Raw genomic sequence first — 14214 nt, 5'->3', positions numbered from 1 at the left:
GTGAGAACGCTTACGGGGTGCGCTTGTCGAAGAAGTCGCGGGCCTCGTCGGCGCGGGCAGGGGCAGCCTTCGCCGGGGCTGTGGGTGCGGTCTCCACGACGTCGACGTCGCTACCCTCGGCTTCCGGATCGGCGGCATCCACGCCCGCTACCTGCCGATCCTCAACCTCCGGGTCCACGATGTTTGGGTCCCCGGCCACGGCAGTGGAATCGGCGGCCACGGCGTCGGGGGCGACGACGGCAGCCTGGGAGAATCCGCGGAAGACCAGGCCGGCAACGGCCGCGCCCACCAGCGGGGCCACCCAGAAGAGCCAGAGCTGGCCCAGGGCATCCGGGCTGCTAAAGATCGCGGAGGCGGTGGCACGGGCCGGGTTGAAGGGGGTGTTGCCGATGCTTTGTCCCAGCTGCAGCAGGCCGGCGTAGCTCAGGCCCACGGCGTAGGGCGCGGCGGTGCGGGCGGGGTTGCGGCCGGCGCTGGTGCCGAGGAAGACCGCCACCAGCAGGGCCGCGCCGAGCACCTCCACCAGGAGGACGCCGGGCATCGGGGCCTGGATGATCGAGCGTGAGTCGAAGCCGGCGGCAACCGTGTCGAAGGCGCTTTGGGTGCCGTTGAGCTTGGGCACCGTGCGCAGCACGCCGAAGAGGGCCAGGGCACCGAGCAGGGCACCCACCAACTGCGCCGCCACGTACGCGGCACCCTCAACCAGCCGGGTCCGGCCGGCAATTATATGGCCCACCGTGACGGCGGGGTTGAAGTGGCCGCCACTGAGGTACCCGAAGGCAAGCATGGCGGCGGTAAGGCCCAGGCCGGCGGCCAGCGGGGCCGGAAGCGGGTTGTACTGCGGCACCGCGAACATCGGGACGCCGAGTCCGATCACGACCGCCAGCAGCGTCCCCAGGCCCTCGGCGGACAACCGGGCCAGCAGCCCGGGCTGTCCGACGGCGGGCTGAAAAGCAGCCGGTGCCTGGTCGGAGGGCGGAACGGCGGCGGGCCGGGCATCGGGCGCGGGGTGTGTCATCTCGTGGGGTTTCCTTCGCTTCGGGTCGGGTGCCGCCAGCAGTCTTCCAGCGAAGTCTGGACGTTCGCTGGATCCGGGCCGCACGACCGGCCTCGTTCGACGGCCACGGCAAACGCGGCAACCGCGTCAGGCACGGGGGTCCGGGACGGTAAATTTGAAACCATGAACGAGCAGCCCCCGGTCCCGTCGCACGAATCCCGCATCCACGGCTGCCTGCTGGGCGGTGCCCTCGGTGACACGCTGGGCGCCTCCGGCGGCAGCGCCGCCGGAACGGACGGAACCGGCGTCCTCTCCGGCCGCACCCGGATGACCCTCTATACGGTGGACGGCCTGTTGGAGGCACTGGAGTGGGCCAATTCGGGGGTGGCAGCGGACGCGAACGCCTGCCTCTGGTTGGCCTACCTGCGCTGGCTGGGCACCCAGGGGATGTCGCTGCCGGAGGAGGCCCCGTTCCAGCCGCCGCGTTGGATTGACGCTCACGGCCTGCCGCGGGAGTCCCGCTCCCCCGACCCGGATTCCGTCGCCGCCCTGGTCACCGGCGAGATGGGGACGGTGCAGCGGCCGATGAACCCGGACTCACGCGGCGGCGGCGCCCTGCTCCGCTCGGCGCCTTTCGGCCTGGTGCCCCACCTGGACGCCGCTGCCGTCTACAAGCTCAGCGCTGACGCGGCGGCACTCACTCACGGGCACCCCTCCGCCCGGCAGAGCGCCGGGGTCCTGAGCCTCACCATCCGGGCCCTGGCCCTGGGCGCGGGCCTGGCGGAGGCCGCCGGCGAGGCGGTCACCCATCTGGCAGGGGCCCCGCTCCCCCGCGGCGAGGACGCCGACACCGGCGTGCTGGAAACGCTCACCGCGGTACTCCGGGCACCGGAAATCTCTGCCGCCTCCGCCGGCGGCGCGGACGCCGCGGGCCTCCTCGCCGTCGCACTGTCGGCGGTTTTGATGACGGCGCCGGACGCCACGCACGACGGCAACGACCCGGAGACGGGCCGGACCCACTTCCGGGCGGCCGTCACCGCGGCGGCTGAGCGGGCGGACGATGCCGCCGGCGCGGCCGCCCTCGCCGGTTACCTCGTGGGCGCCCACTACGGAGCGGCGGCCCTCCCGGCGGACTGGCTGGCGGAACTGGAAGCCCCGGAACCGGAGGCCGTGGCACTGGTGAAGGGCATGGCCGAGCGGCTGGCGGCGGTTACCGGCGCCTGAACGAGACGTTGTTGCAGGCCTCGCAGACATCGGCCGGGATGAGTCCCCGGCGCTGCAGCAGGCCGAAGATGGCGCAGCCCAGGCAGAAGCCGGCGAACGCCTCGAGCGAGGCCGCCACGATCAGCAGGCCCAGGAGGACCCAGGCGGCGTGCGCCAGGCCCGTGGCGAAGAGGATGGCCGCCGTCGTCGAGAGTGCGGCGCCGATGCCCTGGGCGAAGCGCTTGGGCGGCCCGGGGACCAACCGCTTCCGGCCGAGCGCCGGTGTGAGCACCTTGACCGAGAGGATGCCGAAGGGCGAGATCCGCGGCCCGAAGAGCACCCGCAGCCAGAAGCCGACGGCGACGACGGCCAGGCCCCAGCCGGAGCCCGTGAGCAGGGTCGCCACGGACAGCAGCACCACGAGCGCCGCCGTGATGCGGGCGGAGTATTCGTTGACCGGATTGGGGAAGGCGAAGACCCTGCCCCAATCCACTCCGCCGCGGGCGGGAGGCACGGTGACGAGGTTGGCCTGAGCAGTGTCGAAGCTGACCGGGCCCCGGGAGGCCGGGCGGGCAGGTGAAGAGATCAGTTTGCTCATCATTTAAAGCTAAGAGCCCCGGGCGCGGGGCCGAAATGAATGTTGCGTCATGTGAAGCCGGCCGGAACAGATCCCCTCAGACCGCCCGGGCCGCGGGGGCGGAGTGGCCGCCCACCATCTGCAGGAATTCACCCTCGGACAGGACCTCGATGCGCTGCCCGCGCTGATGCAGCTCCAGCACGCGCCGGGCCTTGCCAGTCAGCCGGCCGGAGCGCAGGTCCGCCGCGACAAAGCCGTCGCCCACCACGAGCACCGTGGTGCGCCCGGTCACCCGGCTCTCCGGTGCTGCGCCCAGCTCGGCCGAGCGCACCTTGGCCTCCTGCCTCGGGATGGCCAGTTCGCCGGTGAAGACCACGGTCTGGCCGAAGAGCGGGTGCCCCGGTTCGGCCAGCGGGTTCGGCGGCGGGTTTTCACCCTCCTCCGGCCAACCGGCGCGGTACGGGCGGGTCACTGCCGGGCCCTGTCCGGCGGCGAGCGCCTCCAGCGCCGACTGGCTGGCCTTGGACAGCGGGTCGCGCCGCGGGTCGAAGGCCGGCTGCCGGGACACGGTGAGCCCCAGGGACAGGTAGAGTTCGGCGATGCTGGCGGCGCCGTTGCGGGCCGCGATGTCGATCAGGATCCCGGCGCAGGCACGGGCGTCCTCGGCGGCGTCGTGGTGGTTGACCAGCGGCACGCCCGCCTCTTCCGCCGCGAAGGGCAGGGAGTTGGAGACCAGCGAATAGCAGCGGCGGGAGAGCATCACGGTGCAGACGTAGTCGTAGGCCGGCCCCGGCAGGCCGGAGACCTCGAGGCCGGACCGGATGACGCCCAGGTCGAAGGCCGCGTTGTGAGCGGCCAGGATGTCCTCGCCGATGAATGCGCCGATCTCCGGGAAGAGCTCACCGAAGCGGGGCCGGCCGGCGACGTGCTCGGGCCGGATGCCGTGGATGCGCACGTTGTGGTGGTCGAAGATGTCGTGGCCGGCGGGAGGACGCATCAGCCAGGACGCCTCCTCCACCACGACGCCGTTGCGGACCTTGCTCAGGCCGACCGAGCAGGCGGAGCCCCGGAACCCGTTCGCCGTCTCGAAGTCGATCGCCGTAAAGTCCAAAGCCACGCCCCGTACTTTACCGCCGGAACCGGCAGCCCCTTCTCCAGTACGCTTGGAGGGTGAACCCAAATACCCTGCACGACCTCGCCGTGTCCACCCTCGGCGGCGCCGGCCCGGTCCAGCCGCACATGGCCTCGTTCCTGCCCGATTGGCTCAACCCCCAGGTCTTCCTGGCCGATCCCGCTCTGGCCCCCTGGGTCGTCCTGCTGGTCTGCGGCATCATCTTCGCCGAGACCGGCCTGCTGGTCGGTTTCTTCCTGCCGGGTGATTCCATGCTGTTCACCGCGGGCCTGCTGGTCGCCACGGGCACCATCCAGTTCAACATCTGGGCGTTCGCCGCCCTGATCGTGGTCTCCGCGATCATCGGCAACCAGGCGGGATACCTGATCGGCTCCAAGGCCGGCCCGGCCATCTTCAACAAGCCGGACTCCAAGCTCTTCAAGCGCGAGAACGTCGAGAGCGCCCACGCCTTCTTCGAAAAGCACGGCGGCAAGGCCCTGATCCTGGCCCGTTTCGTTCCCATCATCCGCACCTTCGTCCCCGTGATCGTGGGCGTGGCGCAGATGAGCAAGCGCAAGTTCTTCCTCTACAACGTCATCGGCGCGGCGCTGTGGGGCGGCGGCGTGACGCTGCTGGGCTACCTGCTGGGCGACACCGTGCCGTGGGTCCGCGACAACCTGGACATCATCTTCATCGTGATCGTCCTGGTCTCCGTGGTGCCGATCGCCATTGAGGTCATCCGCGGCATGATCGCCAAGCGCCAGGCCGCGAAGTACGGCACCGACGTCGTCGATGAATTCATCGAGGAGCACGAGCCCGAGGAAGAGCGCAAGACGCCCTGACCCGCGCCGCAGCCTGAACCGTCACAACGCACAAAGGATGGCGCCCCACCAAGGTGGGGCGCCATCCTCTTTTGTGCTGCTGAAACGCGGCTACCGTCCGGCCAGTGCCTCCACGATCGCCGGCAGCAGCGCGCGGAAGGCGTGCCCGCGGTGGCTGATGGCGTTCTTCTCCTCCGGGCTGAGCTCGGCGCAGCTGCGGTCCAGCCCGCTCGGCTGCAGCACCGGATCGTAGCCGAAGCCGCCGGCGCCGCGCGGCTCGCGCAGCAGGGTGCCCTCCAGCTGGCCGTACTCCACTACCTCACGTCCCTCCCCCGCCGCCGACGCGGGAACGGCCAGCGCGGCGGCGCAGACGAACGCGGCGCCGCGGAAGCCGTCCGGGACGTCGGAGAGCTGGTTCAGCAGCAGTTCGAGGTTCGCGGCGTCGTCGCCGTGCCGGCCGGCCCAGCGGGCGGAGAAGATCCCCGGCGCCCCGCCGAGCACGTCCACGGCCAGGCCGGAGTCGTCCGCAATCGACACCAGCCCGGTGGCCTCCGCCACGGCGCGGGCCTTCAGCAGCGAGTTCTCGGCGAAAGTCACGCCGGATTCGACGACGTCGGGAGCCCCCACGGCGCCGGCGTCCACCACCTGCGTGTCCACGTCCAGGCCCGGGATCTGCCCCCGGAGCAGCTCCCGGAGCTCCCGGAGCTTGCCCTGGTTGTGGGTGGCGAGAACGAGGACAGGTGCGGCTGCCTCGCCGCTCACGGGGCCTCGGCCAGGGTCTCGCGCTGGATCGCGGCGAGCTGTTCGGTGCCCAGCAGGGCCAGGTCCAGCAGCTTGTTCAGCTCGTCCCGGTCGAACGGGGCGCCCTCGGCGGTGCCCTGGACCTCGACGAACTTGCCGGAGCCGGTCACCACCACGTTCATGTCGGTCTCGGCGCGGACGTCCTCGACGTAGGGCAGATCCAGCATCGGAATGCCGTCGATGATGCCCACCGAGACGGCGGCGATGGTGTCAGTCAGCGGCTCGGCGTTGCGGGCGATCAGCTTGTTCTCCCGGGCGTAGCGGATCGCCTCGGCGAGGGCGACGTAGGCGCCGGTGATCGCCGCGGTGCGGGTACCGCCGTCGGCCTGGAGCACGTCGCAGTCCAGCACGATGGTGTTCTCGCCCAGGGCCTTAGTGTCGATGATGGAGCGGAGGGAGCGGCCGATCAGGCGGGAGATCTCGTGGGTGCGGCCGCCGATCTTGCCCTTGACGGATTCGCGGGCGGAGCGGGTGTTCGTGGCCCGGGGCAGCATGGCGTACTCGGCGGTGACCCAGCCGCGGCCCTCGCCTTTGAGCCAGCGGGGCACGCCCTCGGTCAGCGAGGCGGTGCACAGCACCCGGGTGTTGCCGAATTCGATCAGCGCGGAGCCTTCGGCCTGGTTGGACCAGCCGCGGGTGATGCTGATGGGGCGGAGCTGGTCCGGGGTCCGGCCGTCGGCGCGGAGAACGGGGGCAGTGGGAGCTTCGGAAGTCATGCCCCCTAGCTTATCGACAGCCGGGCGGCCCGGTCAGACGGTGTAGTGCACCCCGGCGACGGCGACGGCGACGTGCGGTCCGAAGACCTCCTTCGCCTCCGCCATCACGGTCGTGTGCGAGGTCCAGACCGGGATGTGCGTGAGCAGCAGCCGGCGGGCGCCGGCGGCGACGGCGGCCTCGCCGGCGCGCTTGCCGGTCAGGTGCACGTCCTTGATGCCGTCGTCGCGGCCCTCCTCGAAGGCCGCCTCGCAGAGGAACAGGTCCGCGTCGCGCGCGGCATCCTCGAGCCCGGTGCAGGAGTCGGTGTCGCCGGAGTAGCTGAGCACCCGGGTCACCGGGTTGCCGTCCTTGTCCGGCTCGGTGACCTCCACGCGCAGGGCGTAGGCCTCCTCGACGGGGTGGTTGACCGCGTACGGGGTGATGGTGAAGGGCCCCATCGTCACCGGGCAGCGTTCGGCCCAGTTGCTGAAGTCGAATTCCTCGTGCATCCCCGGGTCGAGGTCCAGCCCGTAGGCCGTGGCCATCCGATCCGCCGTCGCCGCCGGCCCCCAGACGGGGATCCGCCCCCGGCCCCAACCGCCCGGCTTCCAGCGCACCGCCACGTGCAGGCCGCAGAGGTCCATGCAGTGGTCGGGATGCAGGTGGGTGAGGAAGATGCCGTCGATGTCCTCGAGGTCGGTGTAGCGCTGGACGGCGCCGAGCGCCCCGCTGCCGAGGTCCAGCACCACCTTCCAGCGCCGCTCGCCGTCGTCGGCGGTCAGCAGGTAGCACGACGCCGGCGAGCCGGGGCCGGGGAACGAGCCGGTGCACCCGACGATGGTGAGCTTCACAGGTCGCTGGTCCGCGGCGGGGAGATCTGCGCGGCGGAGGAGACGAAGTTGGAGATCCGGGGCCGGCCGACGGCGGCCTGGGCGGCGGCGATCATCTCCGGGGTGATGCGGGCCAGGCTGCCGGTGGGGTACTGCGCCGCGACGTGGTCCACGTGCCGGACGCTGAGCACCTCCGGGCCCAGGAAGCGGCGCGCCAGGTGTTCGAACTGCGCGGCGTCCCCGGTGGCGATGAAGTTGTGTTCCGGGGCGGTGCTGCCGGCGCGTTCCAGCCCGCGGGAGGCCAGGGCCCGGTAGACGTCCTTGGCGGTTTCCTCGGCGCTGGAGACGAGCGTGACGTCCTCGCCCATGACGAAGGAGATCACGCCGGTCAGCAGCGGGTAGTGCGTGCAGCCGAGCACCACGGTGTCCACCTTGGCGGCGATCAGCGGGGCGAGGTATTCGCGGGCCACGGCCAGCAGCTCGGGGCCGGTGGTGATGCCGGCCTCGACGTAGGGCACGAAGGCCGGGCACGCCGCGGAGGTGATCTGCAGGTCCGGCGCCGCGGCGAAGGTGTCCTCGTAGGCGCGGGAGCCGACCGTAGCGGAGGTGCCGATGACGCCGACGCGGCCGGTGCGGGTGGCGGAGACGGCCCGGCGGACCGCGGGCTGGATGACCTCGATGACGGGGATGCCGTAGCGGGCGGTGTAGCGTTCGCGGGCGTCGCGGAGCACGGCGGCGGAGGCGGAGTTGCAGGCGATGGTCAGGAGCTTGACCCCGGAGTCGACCAGTTCGTCCATGACGCCAAGGGCGTTGGCGCGGACCTCGGCGATCGGCAACGGGCCGTAGGGGCCGTGCGCGGTGTCGCCGACGTACAGGATGGACTCGTTGGGCAGCTGGTCGATGATGGAGCGTGCCACCGTGAGGCCGCCGACGCCGGAGTCGAAAACGCCGATGGGGCGTTCGGCCAGTGCCGAGGTCTCGGGGTCCGTGCTCGATGCTGAAGTCATGGTTCTACGAGAATAGGGCTTCGCCCCGGGCCGGACCATGACATTGTGTCGAGCAACTCGTGTGCAATGGATCACACGGCGGCGGCGGAACGGCGGGCGGTGCCGCGGTTCAACGCCAGGTGGCCGCCGAGGAATCCCGCGGCCGCGGCCACCGCATTACCGGCCAGGCCCAGCCGGACCCCGGCCGCGTGCCGGCCTCGCAGCCGGGCGATCAGCGAGCCCAGGAAGAGAAAGGTTGCGGCGTCGGTGCCGAGGGCGTGGACGGCGCCGATCCGGTGCTCCTCCCCCTCCGTCTCGGACCAGTCCGCGGCACCGGCAAACGCCGTCGGAACCGCCGCCGCGAGGCCCGCGGCGGTCAGCACCGTGGCCGCAGGCCGGGAGGCAGGACCGCCGGCTATATCCAGGATCGCGGCGCTGAGCCAGCAGCCCAGGGTGACGTCGGTGAGCATCGGGTGGACCGAGTGGCCGAGGGTTCCGCTGTGCAGCGGGGTGCGCCGCGCCCAGTCGATGACCGGCCCGTAGATCGCCTCCTGCGCGGCGCCGATCCGGCCGGCCGCGGCACTGCGGCCCAGGGCCCCGGTGAGGCGCTCCGGGAGGGAAAATTCGTCGCGGGAAAGTCCGTCCACGGCGGATCACGCTACGCCGCGGGCTGGGGGGGTGTACAGGGCCGGGCGGCCTAGGCCTCGAGGGAGGCCAGCATTGCCTGGACGAGGGATTCCTGCAGCCAGGTGGTGAAGTTGTAGACCAGGGCCAGATAGCTTTCGACGTCTTCGGCCTGGGACCAGTCCTGCATCCGGTGGACGTGTTCGGCGTCGGCGTCGTCGCGGATGTCGAGGCGCTCGGCGAGGACCAGGCGGACGTCGTTGAGCGCGGTGGACCAGTGCCGGGCGTCGGCGGGGGTCAGCACCAGTTCTTCCTTGTCGAGGCCCAGCGAGGCGGCTTTCAGGGCGCCGATCTTGCTCTCCCGCAGCGAGCGTTCCGTGTACCGGCGGAACTCCAGGGAGGCCTCGGCGTCGTTCTTGGAGACGTTGGGCAGCAGCCGGCGCAGGGCGCGGTCGGAGGGTTCACGCGCCTCCGTGTCCAACCCCACGAGGGCCGCGAGTGGATCCTCATTGGCGCGTTCGTGCGGCTCCAGCATGGAGATGACGTCGTCGAAGAGGCTGCGCAGCAGGTCGCGCTCGGCCGGTTCGAGGTAGCCGGTGATGCCCTTGAGGCCGTATTTGAATGCTTTAGCCACGTTTTCCCTTGCCCTTGCCCGATCCGTTGCCGGGGCCGCCGCTGGCCTTCTCCACGGTGGCCCACAGGCCGTAGCCGTGCATGGCCACCGCGTGCTGTTCGACCTGCTCCTTGCTGCCGTGCGCCACGATGGAGCGGCCCTTCTTGTGGACCTCCAGCATGAGCTTGGTGGCCTTGGCCTCGGAGTAGCCGAAGTAGCTGCGGAAAACGTAGCTGACGTAGCTCATCAGGTTCACGGGATCGTTCCAGATCACGAGGTTCCAGGGGATGTCCGGGGCCGTCAGGACGTCGGTGGACGTCGCCGTTCCGGTGTGGGTGCCGGCCTCGGTATCGGGGCCAAGCGCAACGCTGAGGGTCATTGGTCCATTCTATGGCGATGAAGGAGCCCGGCTGGAGCCGGTGGGTGGGCCCCCGACGGCGAGGGCCCCGCGTCGAAGCGGAGCGAGACGAGGGAGCCGGTGGGTGGGCCCCCGACGGCGAGGGCCCCGCGTCGAAGCGGAGCGAGACGAGGGAGCCGGTCGGGTGGGCCCCCGACGGCGAGGGCCCCGCGTCGAAGCGGAGCGAGACGAGGGAGCCGGTGGGGACTAGAGTAAATTTCGTGAGCACCTCCGCCGGCTGGGACCACCCCCGCACGTCCTTGTACACCGACCATTACGAGCTGACCATGCTTCAGGCCGCCCTGCACTCGGGCGCGGCCCACCGCAAGTCGGTGTTCGAGGCCTTCGCCCGCCGGCTGCCCGAGGGCCGCCGCTATGGCATCGTCGCCGGTACCGGCCGCCTGCTGGAGGGCATCGCGAACTTCCGCTTCGGCCCCGGGGAAATCGACTTCCTGCGCAGCACCGGCGTGGTCAACGAACAAACCCTGGAGTACCTCGCGGACTTCTCCTTCTCCGGCGACATCTGGGGCTATGCCGAGGGCGACGCGTACTTTCCCAACTCCCCCATCCTGATCGTCGAGTCGACCTTCGCCGAGGCCTGCGTCCTGGAAACCTACATCCTCTCGATCCTCAACCACGACTCCGCCATCGCCTCCGCTGCGTCCCGGATGATCACCGCTGCCGGCACCCGGCCGTGCGTGGAGATGGGCTCCCGCCGCACCCAGGAGGAATCCGCCGTCGCCGCCGCCCGCGCCGCCGTGATCGCCGGCTTCGCCAGCACCTCCAACCTGGAGGCCGGCCGCCGCTACGGCATCAAGACCGTCGGCACCGCGGCCCACTCCTTCACCCTGCTGCACGACACCGAACGGGACGCCTTCGAAGCCCAGCTGGCCTCCATGGGAGCGGGCACGGCGCTGCTGGTGGACACCTACGACGTCGAGGCCGCCGTGCGCACCGCCGTCGACCTCGCCGGGGACAAGCTCGGCGCCGTCCGGCTGGACTCCGGCGACCTGGTGGCCCAGGCCCAGTGGGTACGCCAGCTCCTCGATGACCTCGGCAACGTCAACACCCGCATCATCGTCACCTCCGACCTCGACGAGTTCGCCATCGCCGCCCTGCAGTCCGCCCCGGTGGATTCCTACGGCGTCGGCACCTCCCTGGTCACCGGATCCGGCGCGCCGACGGCAAGCCTGGTCTACAAGCTCGTCAGCCGCACCAACGACGACGGCGAGTTCGTCGCGGTCGCGAAGGCGGCGAAGAACAAGGCGAGCAAGGGCGGCCGCAAGTACGCGCTGCGCCGCCTCAACGACCGCGGCATCGCGACCCAGGAGATCGTCGGCATCGGCCACCGGCCCGAGGACGACGGCAACGACCGCCAGCTGCTGCAGCAGTTCATCAAGAACGGCGAGCTGCTTCCCGGCTGGACCGGTCCGGAGGGCGTGGTGCGGGCCCGCGACCGGCACGCCGCCTCCATGGCCGAACTGCCGCCCGTGGTCAACCGGCTGCAGCGCGGCGAACCGGCCATCCCCACCGTCTACGAGGAGGACTGAATGTCCCGCGCCCTGATCATTGTCGACGTACAAAACGACTTCTGCGAGGGCGGTTCCCTGGCCGTTGAGGGCGGGGCGGCACTGGCCGCGGAGATCAGCGAATACGTCGACGCCCACCACGGGCAGTTCGACCACGTCGTGGCCACCCAGGACTGGCACGTCGATCCAGGCGCGCACTTCTCGGACGCGCCCGACTTTGTTGAGAGCTGGCCGCGGCACTGCGTCGCCGGCACCCGCGGGGCGGAGCTGCACCCGGACCTGGACACCGAATACATCCAGGCGTATTTCCGCAAGGGCCAGTACACGGCCGCCTACTCCGGTTTCGAGGGCCTGCTGGCCCCGGACGACGCCGTACCCACCGGAGACCGGACGCCCGGCGCGCTGCCGGTGGCCGGCCCAGCCGGCGGCCAGGACGCGGACGAGGACGCGATCGGGCTGGACGACTGGCTGCAGAGCCACGACGTCGAAGAGGTTGTGGTCGTGGGGATCGCCGCCGACTACTGCGTTAAGGCCACGGCCCTGGACGCGGTCCAGGCCGGCTACACCGTCACCGTCCCGCGCAGCCTGACCGTGGGCATCGCCGACGACCTCGAGGACGCCTTCGCCGAGATGGAACTCGGCGGCGTGGAGCTGGACTGAGATCGCGGCCCCGGCGCCGCGCACAGTAGACTCGGAATCCTTGCCAGTAACGTCGGAACAGTAAATCCCGGAGTACATCATCATGAAGAAGACCCTGACCGTCCTGCTCGCTGCCGGGACCATCCTCGGAGCGGCCGCCTGCTCGGCCCCGAAGATGAGCACCGCCGAGACCTGCGACCGGATCAAGACGATCACCAGCTCCCCGTCCTCCAGCTCGGACAAGTTCGGCATGACCCGCCTGGCAAACCAGATCCGCCCGATCCAGGCCACCGCCTCCGAGGAACTGCAGGCACCGCTGCAGTCGATCGTTGATTACCTGGACGAGGCCGCCAAGAAGGACCCGGACCAGGGCAAGCTCGACGAGCTCAAGGGCAAGTACACCTCGGCCGGCCAGACCTTCTCCCAGGCCTGCGGCGGCGGCGCCCAGTCCGGCCAGCCGAACCAGTAGCCGCACCCCGAACGACACGAAAAAGGGACCGGATCACTCCGGTCCCTTTTTCGTGCCGTGGCTTCCGGGCGCACCGGGGGCCCCGGGCGCGCACCGGGCCCCGCGGTGCGTGCGGCTACTTCCGGCCGATGAACCAGTCCTGCAGCTTCCGCAGCCGGCTCTGCAGCTGTTCCTCATTGGCCTGGGCGACGGGCGGGCCGCCGCACACCGTGCGCAGCTTGGTGTGGATGACCCCGTGCGGAGTGCCGGTCCGGGCGGACCAGGCGGCGACGTTCTTGGCCAGTTCGGTGCGCAGATCCATCAGCATCCGGTGGTCCGGGACCGCCGGCACCGGCTCTGAGGCCGCCGCCTGGGGGGCCCGCTTGTTCTTGCGGCTGAGCTGTTCGTGCTGGCGCTGGCGCAGCAGCGTGCCCACCTGTTCGGCGTCGAGCAGGCCGGGAATGCCGAGGAAGTCCAGCTCGTCCTCGGAGCCGACCTCGCCGCCCGTGCCGAATTCGCCGCCGTCGAACAGCACCCGGTCGAAGGACGCTTGGGAATCCAGCGCCTCGAACTTGCCCTTCATCAGCGTGTCCGAGGCCTTCTCCTCACGGTTCGCCTCGTCCATCAGCGAATCCTCGGGGTTGAACAGCCCGTCCGCGTCTTCCCTCTCCGGACGGTCCAGGGCGTGGTCCCGCTCGGCCTCCATCGAGTTAGCCAGCGCCATCAGCTGCGGCACCGAGGGCAGGAACACCGACGCCGTTTCGCCGCGCTTGCGGGCACGCACGAAGCGGCCCACGGCCTGGGCGAAGAACAGCGGGGTGGAGGTCGACGTCGCGTACACGCCCACCGAGAGGCGCGGCACGTCGACGCCTTCGGAGACCATCCGCACCGCGACCATCCAGCGCTTCTCCCCGGCGGAGAACTCCTCGATCTTGGAGGAGGCCTTGGCGTCGTCGGAGAGGATCACGGTGGGTGACTCCCCCGTGATCCGCTTCAGCTGCCCGGCGTAGGCCCGGGCGTCCTCGTGGTCGGTGGCGATGACCAGGCCGCCGGCGTCGGGCACCGTGCGCCGGACCTCGCTCAGGCGCTTGTCCGCCCCGGCCAGCACGGCCGGGATCCATTCGCCCGCCGGGTTCAGCGCGGTGCGCCACGCCTGGGAGGTGATGTCCTTGGTGACGGCGGCTTCGCCGAGGGAGGCGGCCATCTCGTCGCCCGCGCTGGTGCGCCAGCGCATCTGGCCGGAGTAGGCCATGAACATCACCGGACGGACCACGTGGTCGCGCAGCGCCTTGCCGTAGCCGTAGGTGTAGTCGGCCTTGGAGCGGCGGATGCCGTCGCGGTCCTCCGCGTACTCGACGAACGGGATCGGGGAGGTGTCCGAGCGGAATGGGGTACCGGTCAGGGACAGCCGGCGCGCGGCCGGGTCGAAGGCCTCGCGGAGCCCGTCGCCCCAGGAGAGCGCCTCGCCGCCGTGGTGGATCTCATCCAGGATCACCAGGGTGCGGGCGGCCTCGGTCTTGGCCCGGTGCAGCATGGGCTTGCTGGCCACCTGCGCGTACGTGACGGCGACGCCGATGAAGCCGCGGCCGTGCTGGCCGTCGGCGTTCTTGAAGTTCGGGTCGATGGCGATGCCGACCTTCGCGGCGGCGTCGGCCCACTGGCGTTTGAGGTGGTCCGTGGGCGCCACGATGGTCACGCGGTTGACCACGCCCGAATCGATCAGCATGGAGGCCACCCGGAGGGCGAAGGTGGTCTTACCGGCCCCGGGGGTTGCGACGGCAAGGAAGTCCCGGGGGTTGGTGGCGAAATAGTTATCCAGCGCCTCCTGCTGCCAGGCTCGCAGTTTCGGCGCGGTTCCCCACGCGGCCCGCTCGGGATAGGCGGGCGGCAGCACGGGACCGCCGAACAGTGTTTCCGTCACTTAGCGGGCCTCCCGTCCATA

At 70.8% G+C, this 14214-nt stretch carries 16 protein-coding genes; 5 read left to right on the top strand and 11 right to left on the bottom strand.

Annotated features, from left to right (window positions below; genetic code table 11):
• Nucleotides 1–10: 10 nt before the first annotated feature.
• Complete coding sequence (locus ACFUCU_RS00610; protein ID WP_377970007.1) at nucleotides 11–1018, bottom strand: MIP/aquaporin family protein; 1008 nt, start codon at nucleotides 1016–1018, stop codon at nucleotides 11–13.
• 162 nt (nucleotides 1019–1180) lie between these two features.
• Here ACFUCU_RS00610 and ACFUCU_RS00605 point away from each other — a divergent pair, with 162 nt between their 5' ends.
• Nucleotides 1181–2221 (top strand): ADP-ribosylglycohydrolase family protein, encoded by a 1041-nt coding sequence (locus tag ACFUCU_RS00605; RefSeq protein WP_377970006.1) that lies wholly within the window; start codon nucleotides 1181–1183, stop codon nucleotides 2219–2221.
• On the opposite strand, the gene ACFUCU_RS00600 is transcribed toward ACFUCU_RS00605, so the two are convergent.
• A complete protein-coding gene (locus tag ACFUCU_RS00600; RefSeq protein WP_377970004.1) occupies nucleotides 2208–2798 on the bottom strand; it encodes a DUF4395 domain-containing protein in 591 nt (196 codons plus the stop codon). The genes ACFUCU_RS00605 and ACFUCU_RS00600 overlap by 14 nt on opposite strands.
• Before the next feature lie 76 nt (nucleotides 2799–2874).
• Nucleotides 2875–3894 (bottom strand): exonuclease domain-containing protein, encoded by a 1020-nt coding sequence (locus ACFUCU_RS00595; protein ID WP_377970003.1) that lies wholly within the window; start codon nucleotides 3892–3894, stop codon nucleotides 2875–2877.
• 68 nt (nucleotides 3895–3962) lie between these two features.
• Here ACFUCU_RS00595 and ACFUCU_RS00590 point away from each other — a divergent pair, with 68 nt between their 5' ends.
• Nucleotides 3963–4730 carry a VTT domain-containing protein gene (locus ACFUCU_RS00590; RefSeq protein WP_290257868.1) on the top strand — a complete coding sequence of 256 codons (768 nt, stop codon included), beginning with the start codon at nucleotides 3963–3965 and terminating at the stop codon, nucleotides 4728–4730.
• Nucleotides 4731–4820: 90 nt separating this feature from the next.
• Here the strand turns inward: ACFUCU_RS00590 and rdgB are convergent, their stop codons facing one another.
• The 7 genes from rdgB to clpS all read right to left on the bottom strand — a co-directional run bounded on the left by rdgB (nucleotide 4821) and on the right by clpS (nucleotide 9638).
• The gene (gene rdgB, locus ACFUCU_RS00585; protein WP_364134790.1) at nucleotides 4821–5471 is read right to left on the bottom strand and encodes an RdgB/HAM1 family non-canonical purine NTP pyrophosphatase; all 651 of its coding nucleotides are present in this window, start codon (nucleotides 5469–5471) and stop codon (nucleotides 4821–4823) included.
• Nucleotides 5468–6226 carry a ribonuclease PH gene (gene rph / locus ACFUCU_RS00580; RefSeq protein ID WP_290257430.1) on the bottom strand — a complete coding sequence of 253 codons (759 nt, stop codon included), beginning with the start codon at nucleotides 6224–6226 and terminating at the stop codon, nucleotides 5468–5470. The genes rdgB and rph overlap by 4 nt, the downstream gene beginning before the upstream one ends.
• A gap of 33 nt (nucleotides 6227–6259) precedes the next feature.
• Nucleotides 6260–7057, bottom strand: a complete 798-nt coding sequence (locus ACFUCU_RS00575) for an MBL fold metallo-hydrolase (RefSeq protein ID WP_377970000.1) — start codon at nucleotides 7055–7057, stop codon at nucleotides 6260–6262.
• Nucleotides 7054–8043: a glutamate racemase gene (murI, locus tag ACFUCU_RS00570; protein WP_377969998.1), complete on the bottom strand. Its 990-nt coding sequence runs from the start codon at nucleotides 8041–8043 to the stop codon at nucleotides 7054–7056. The genes ACFUCU_RS00575 and murI overlap by 4 nt, the downstream gene beginning before the upstream one ends.
• A gap of 71 nt (nucleotides 8044–8114) precedes the next feature.
• On the bottom strand, nucleotides 8115–8669 hold the full coding sequence (locus ACFUCU_RS00565) for a DUF2231 domain-containing protein (protein ID WP_290257427.1): 555 nt from the start codon (nucleotides 8667–8669) through the stop codon (nucleotides 8115–8117).
• A 50-nt stretch (nucleotides 8670–8719) separates the two neighbouring features.
• Entirely contained in the window at nucleotides 8720–9280 is a 561-nt protein-coding gene (locus tag ACFUCU_RS00560) for a DUF2017 domain-containing protein (protein ID WP_290257426.1), read from the bottom strand.
• Complete coding sequence (clpS, locus tag ACFUCU_RS00555) at nucleotides 9273–9638, bottom strand: ATP-dependent Clp protease adapter ClpS (protein WP_290257425.1); 366 nt, start codon at nucleotides 9636–9638, stop codon at nucleotides 9273–9275. The genes ACFUCU_RS00560 and clpS overlap by 8 nt, the downstream gene beginning before the upstream one ends.
• A gap of 239 nt (nucleotides 9639–9877) precedes the next feature.
• On the opposite strand from clpS, the gene ACFUCU_RS00550 reads away from it, so the two are divergent.
• The 3 genes from ACFUCU_RS00550 to ACFUCU_RS00540 all read left to right on the top strand — a co-directional run bounded on the left by ACFUCU_RS00550 (nucleotide 9878) and on the right by ACFUCU_RS00540 (nucleotide 12293).
• Nucleotides 9878–11206, top strand: coding sequence for a nicotinate phosphoribosyltransferase (locus ACFUCU_RS00550; RefSeq protein ID WP_290257424.1), 1329 nt, complete (start codon nucleotides 9878–9880; stop codon nucleotides 11204–11206).
• Nucleotides 11207–11845 carry an isochorismatase family protein gene (locus ACFUCU_RS00545; RefSeq protein WP_377969996.1) on the top strand — a complete coding sequence of 213 codons (639 nt, stop codon included), beginning with the start codon at nucleotides 11207–11209 and terminating at the stop codon, nucleotides 11843–11845. It begins immediately after the preceding gene.
• An 82-nt stretch (nucleotides 11846–11927) separates the two neighbouring features.
• Nucleotides 11928–12293, top strand: a complete 366-nt coding sequence (locus tag ACFUCU_RS00540; protein ID WP_377969994.1) for a hypothetical protein — start codon at nucleotides 11928–11930, stop codon at nucleotides 12291–12293.
• A 115-nt stretch (nucleotides 12294–12408) separates the two neighbouring features.
• On the opposite strand, the gene ACFUCU_RS00535 is transcribed toward ACFUCU_RS00540, so the two are convergent.
• Nucleotides 12409–14193, bottom strand: coding sequence for a DEAD/DEAH box helicase (locus ACFUCU_RS00535; RefSeq protein ID WP_377969992.1), 1785 nt, complete (start codon nucleotides 14191–14193; stop codon nucleotides 12409–12411).
• Nucleotides 14194–14214 lie beyond the last annotated feature (21 nt).

Origin of the sequence: Arthrobacter sp. NPDC057259 (assembly GCF_042668995.1) — a bacterium.
GTDB lineage: Bacteria > Actinomycetota > Actinomycetes > Actinomycetales > Micrococcaceae > Arthrobacter.
This window is presented reverse-complemented; position numbering and strand designations above follow the sequence as displayed.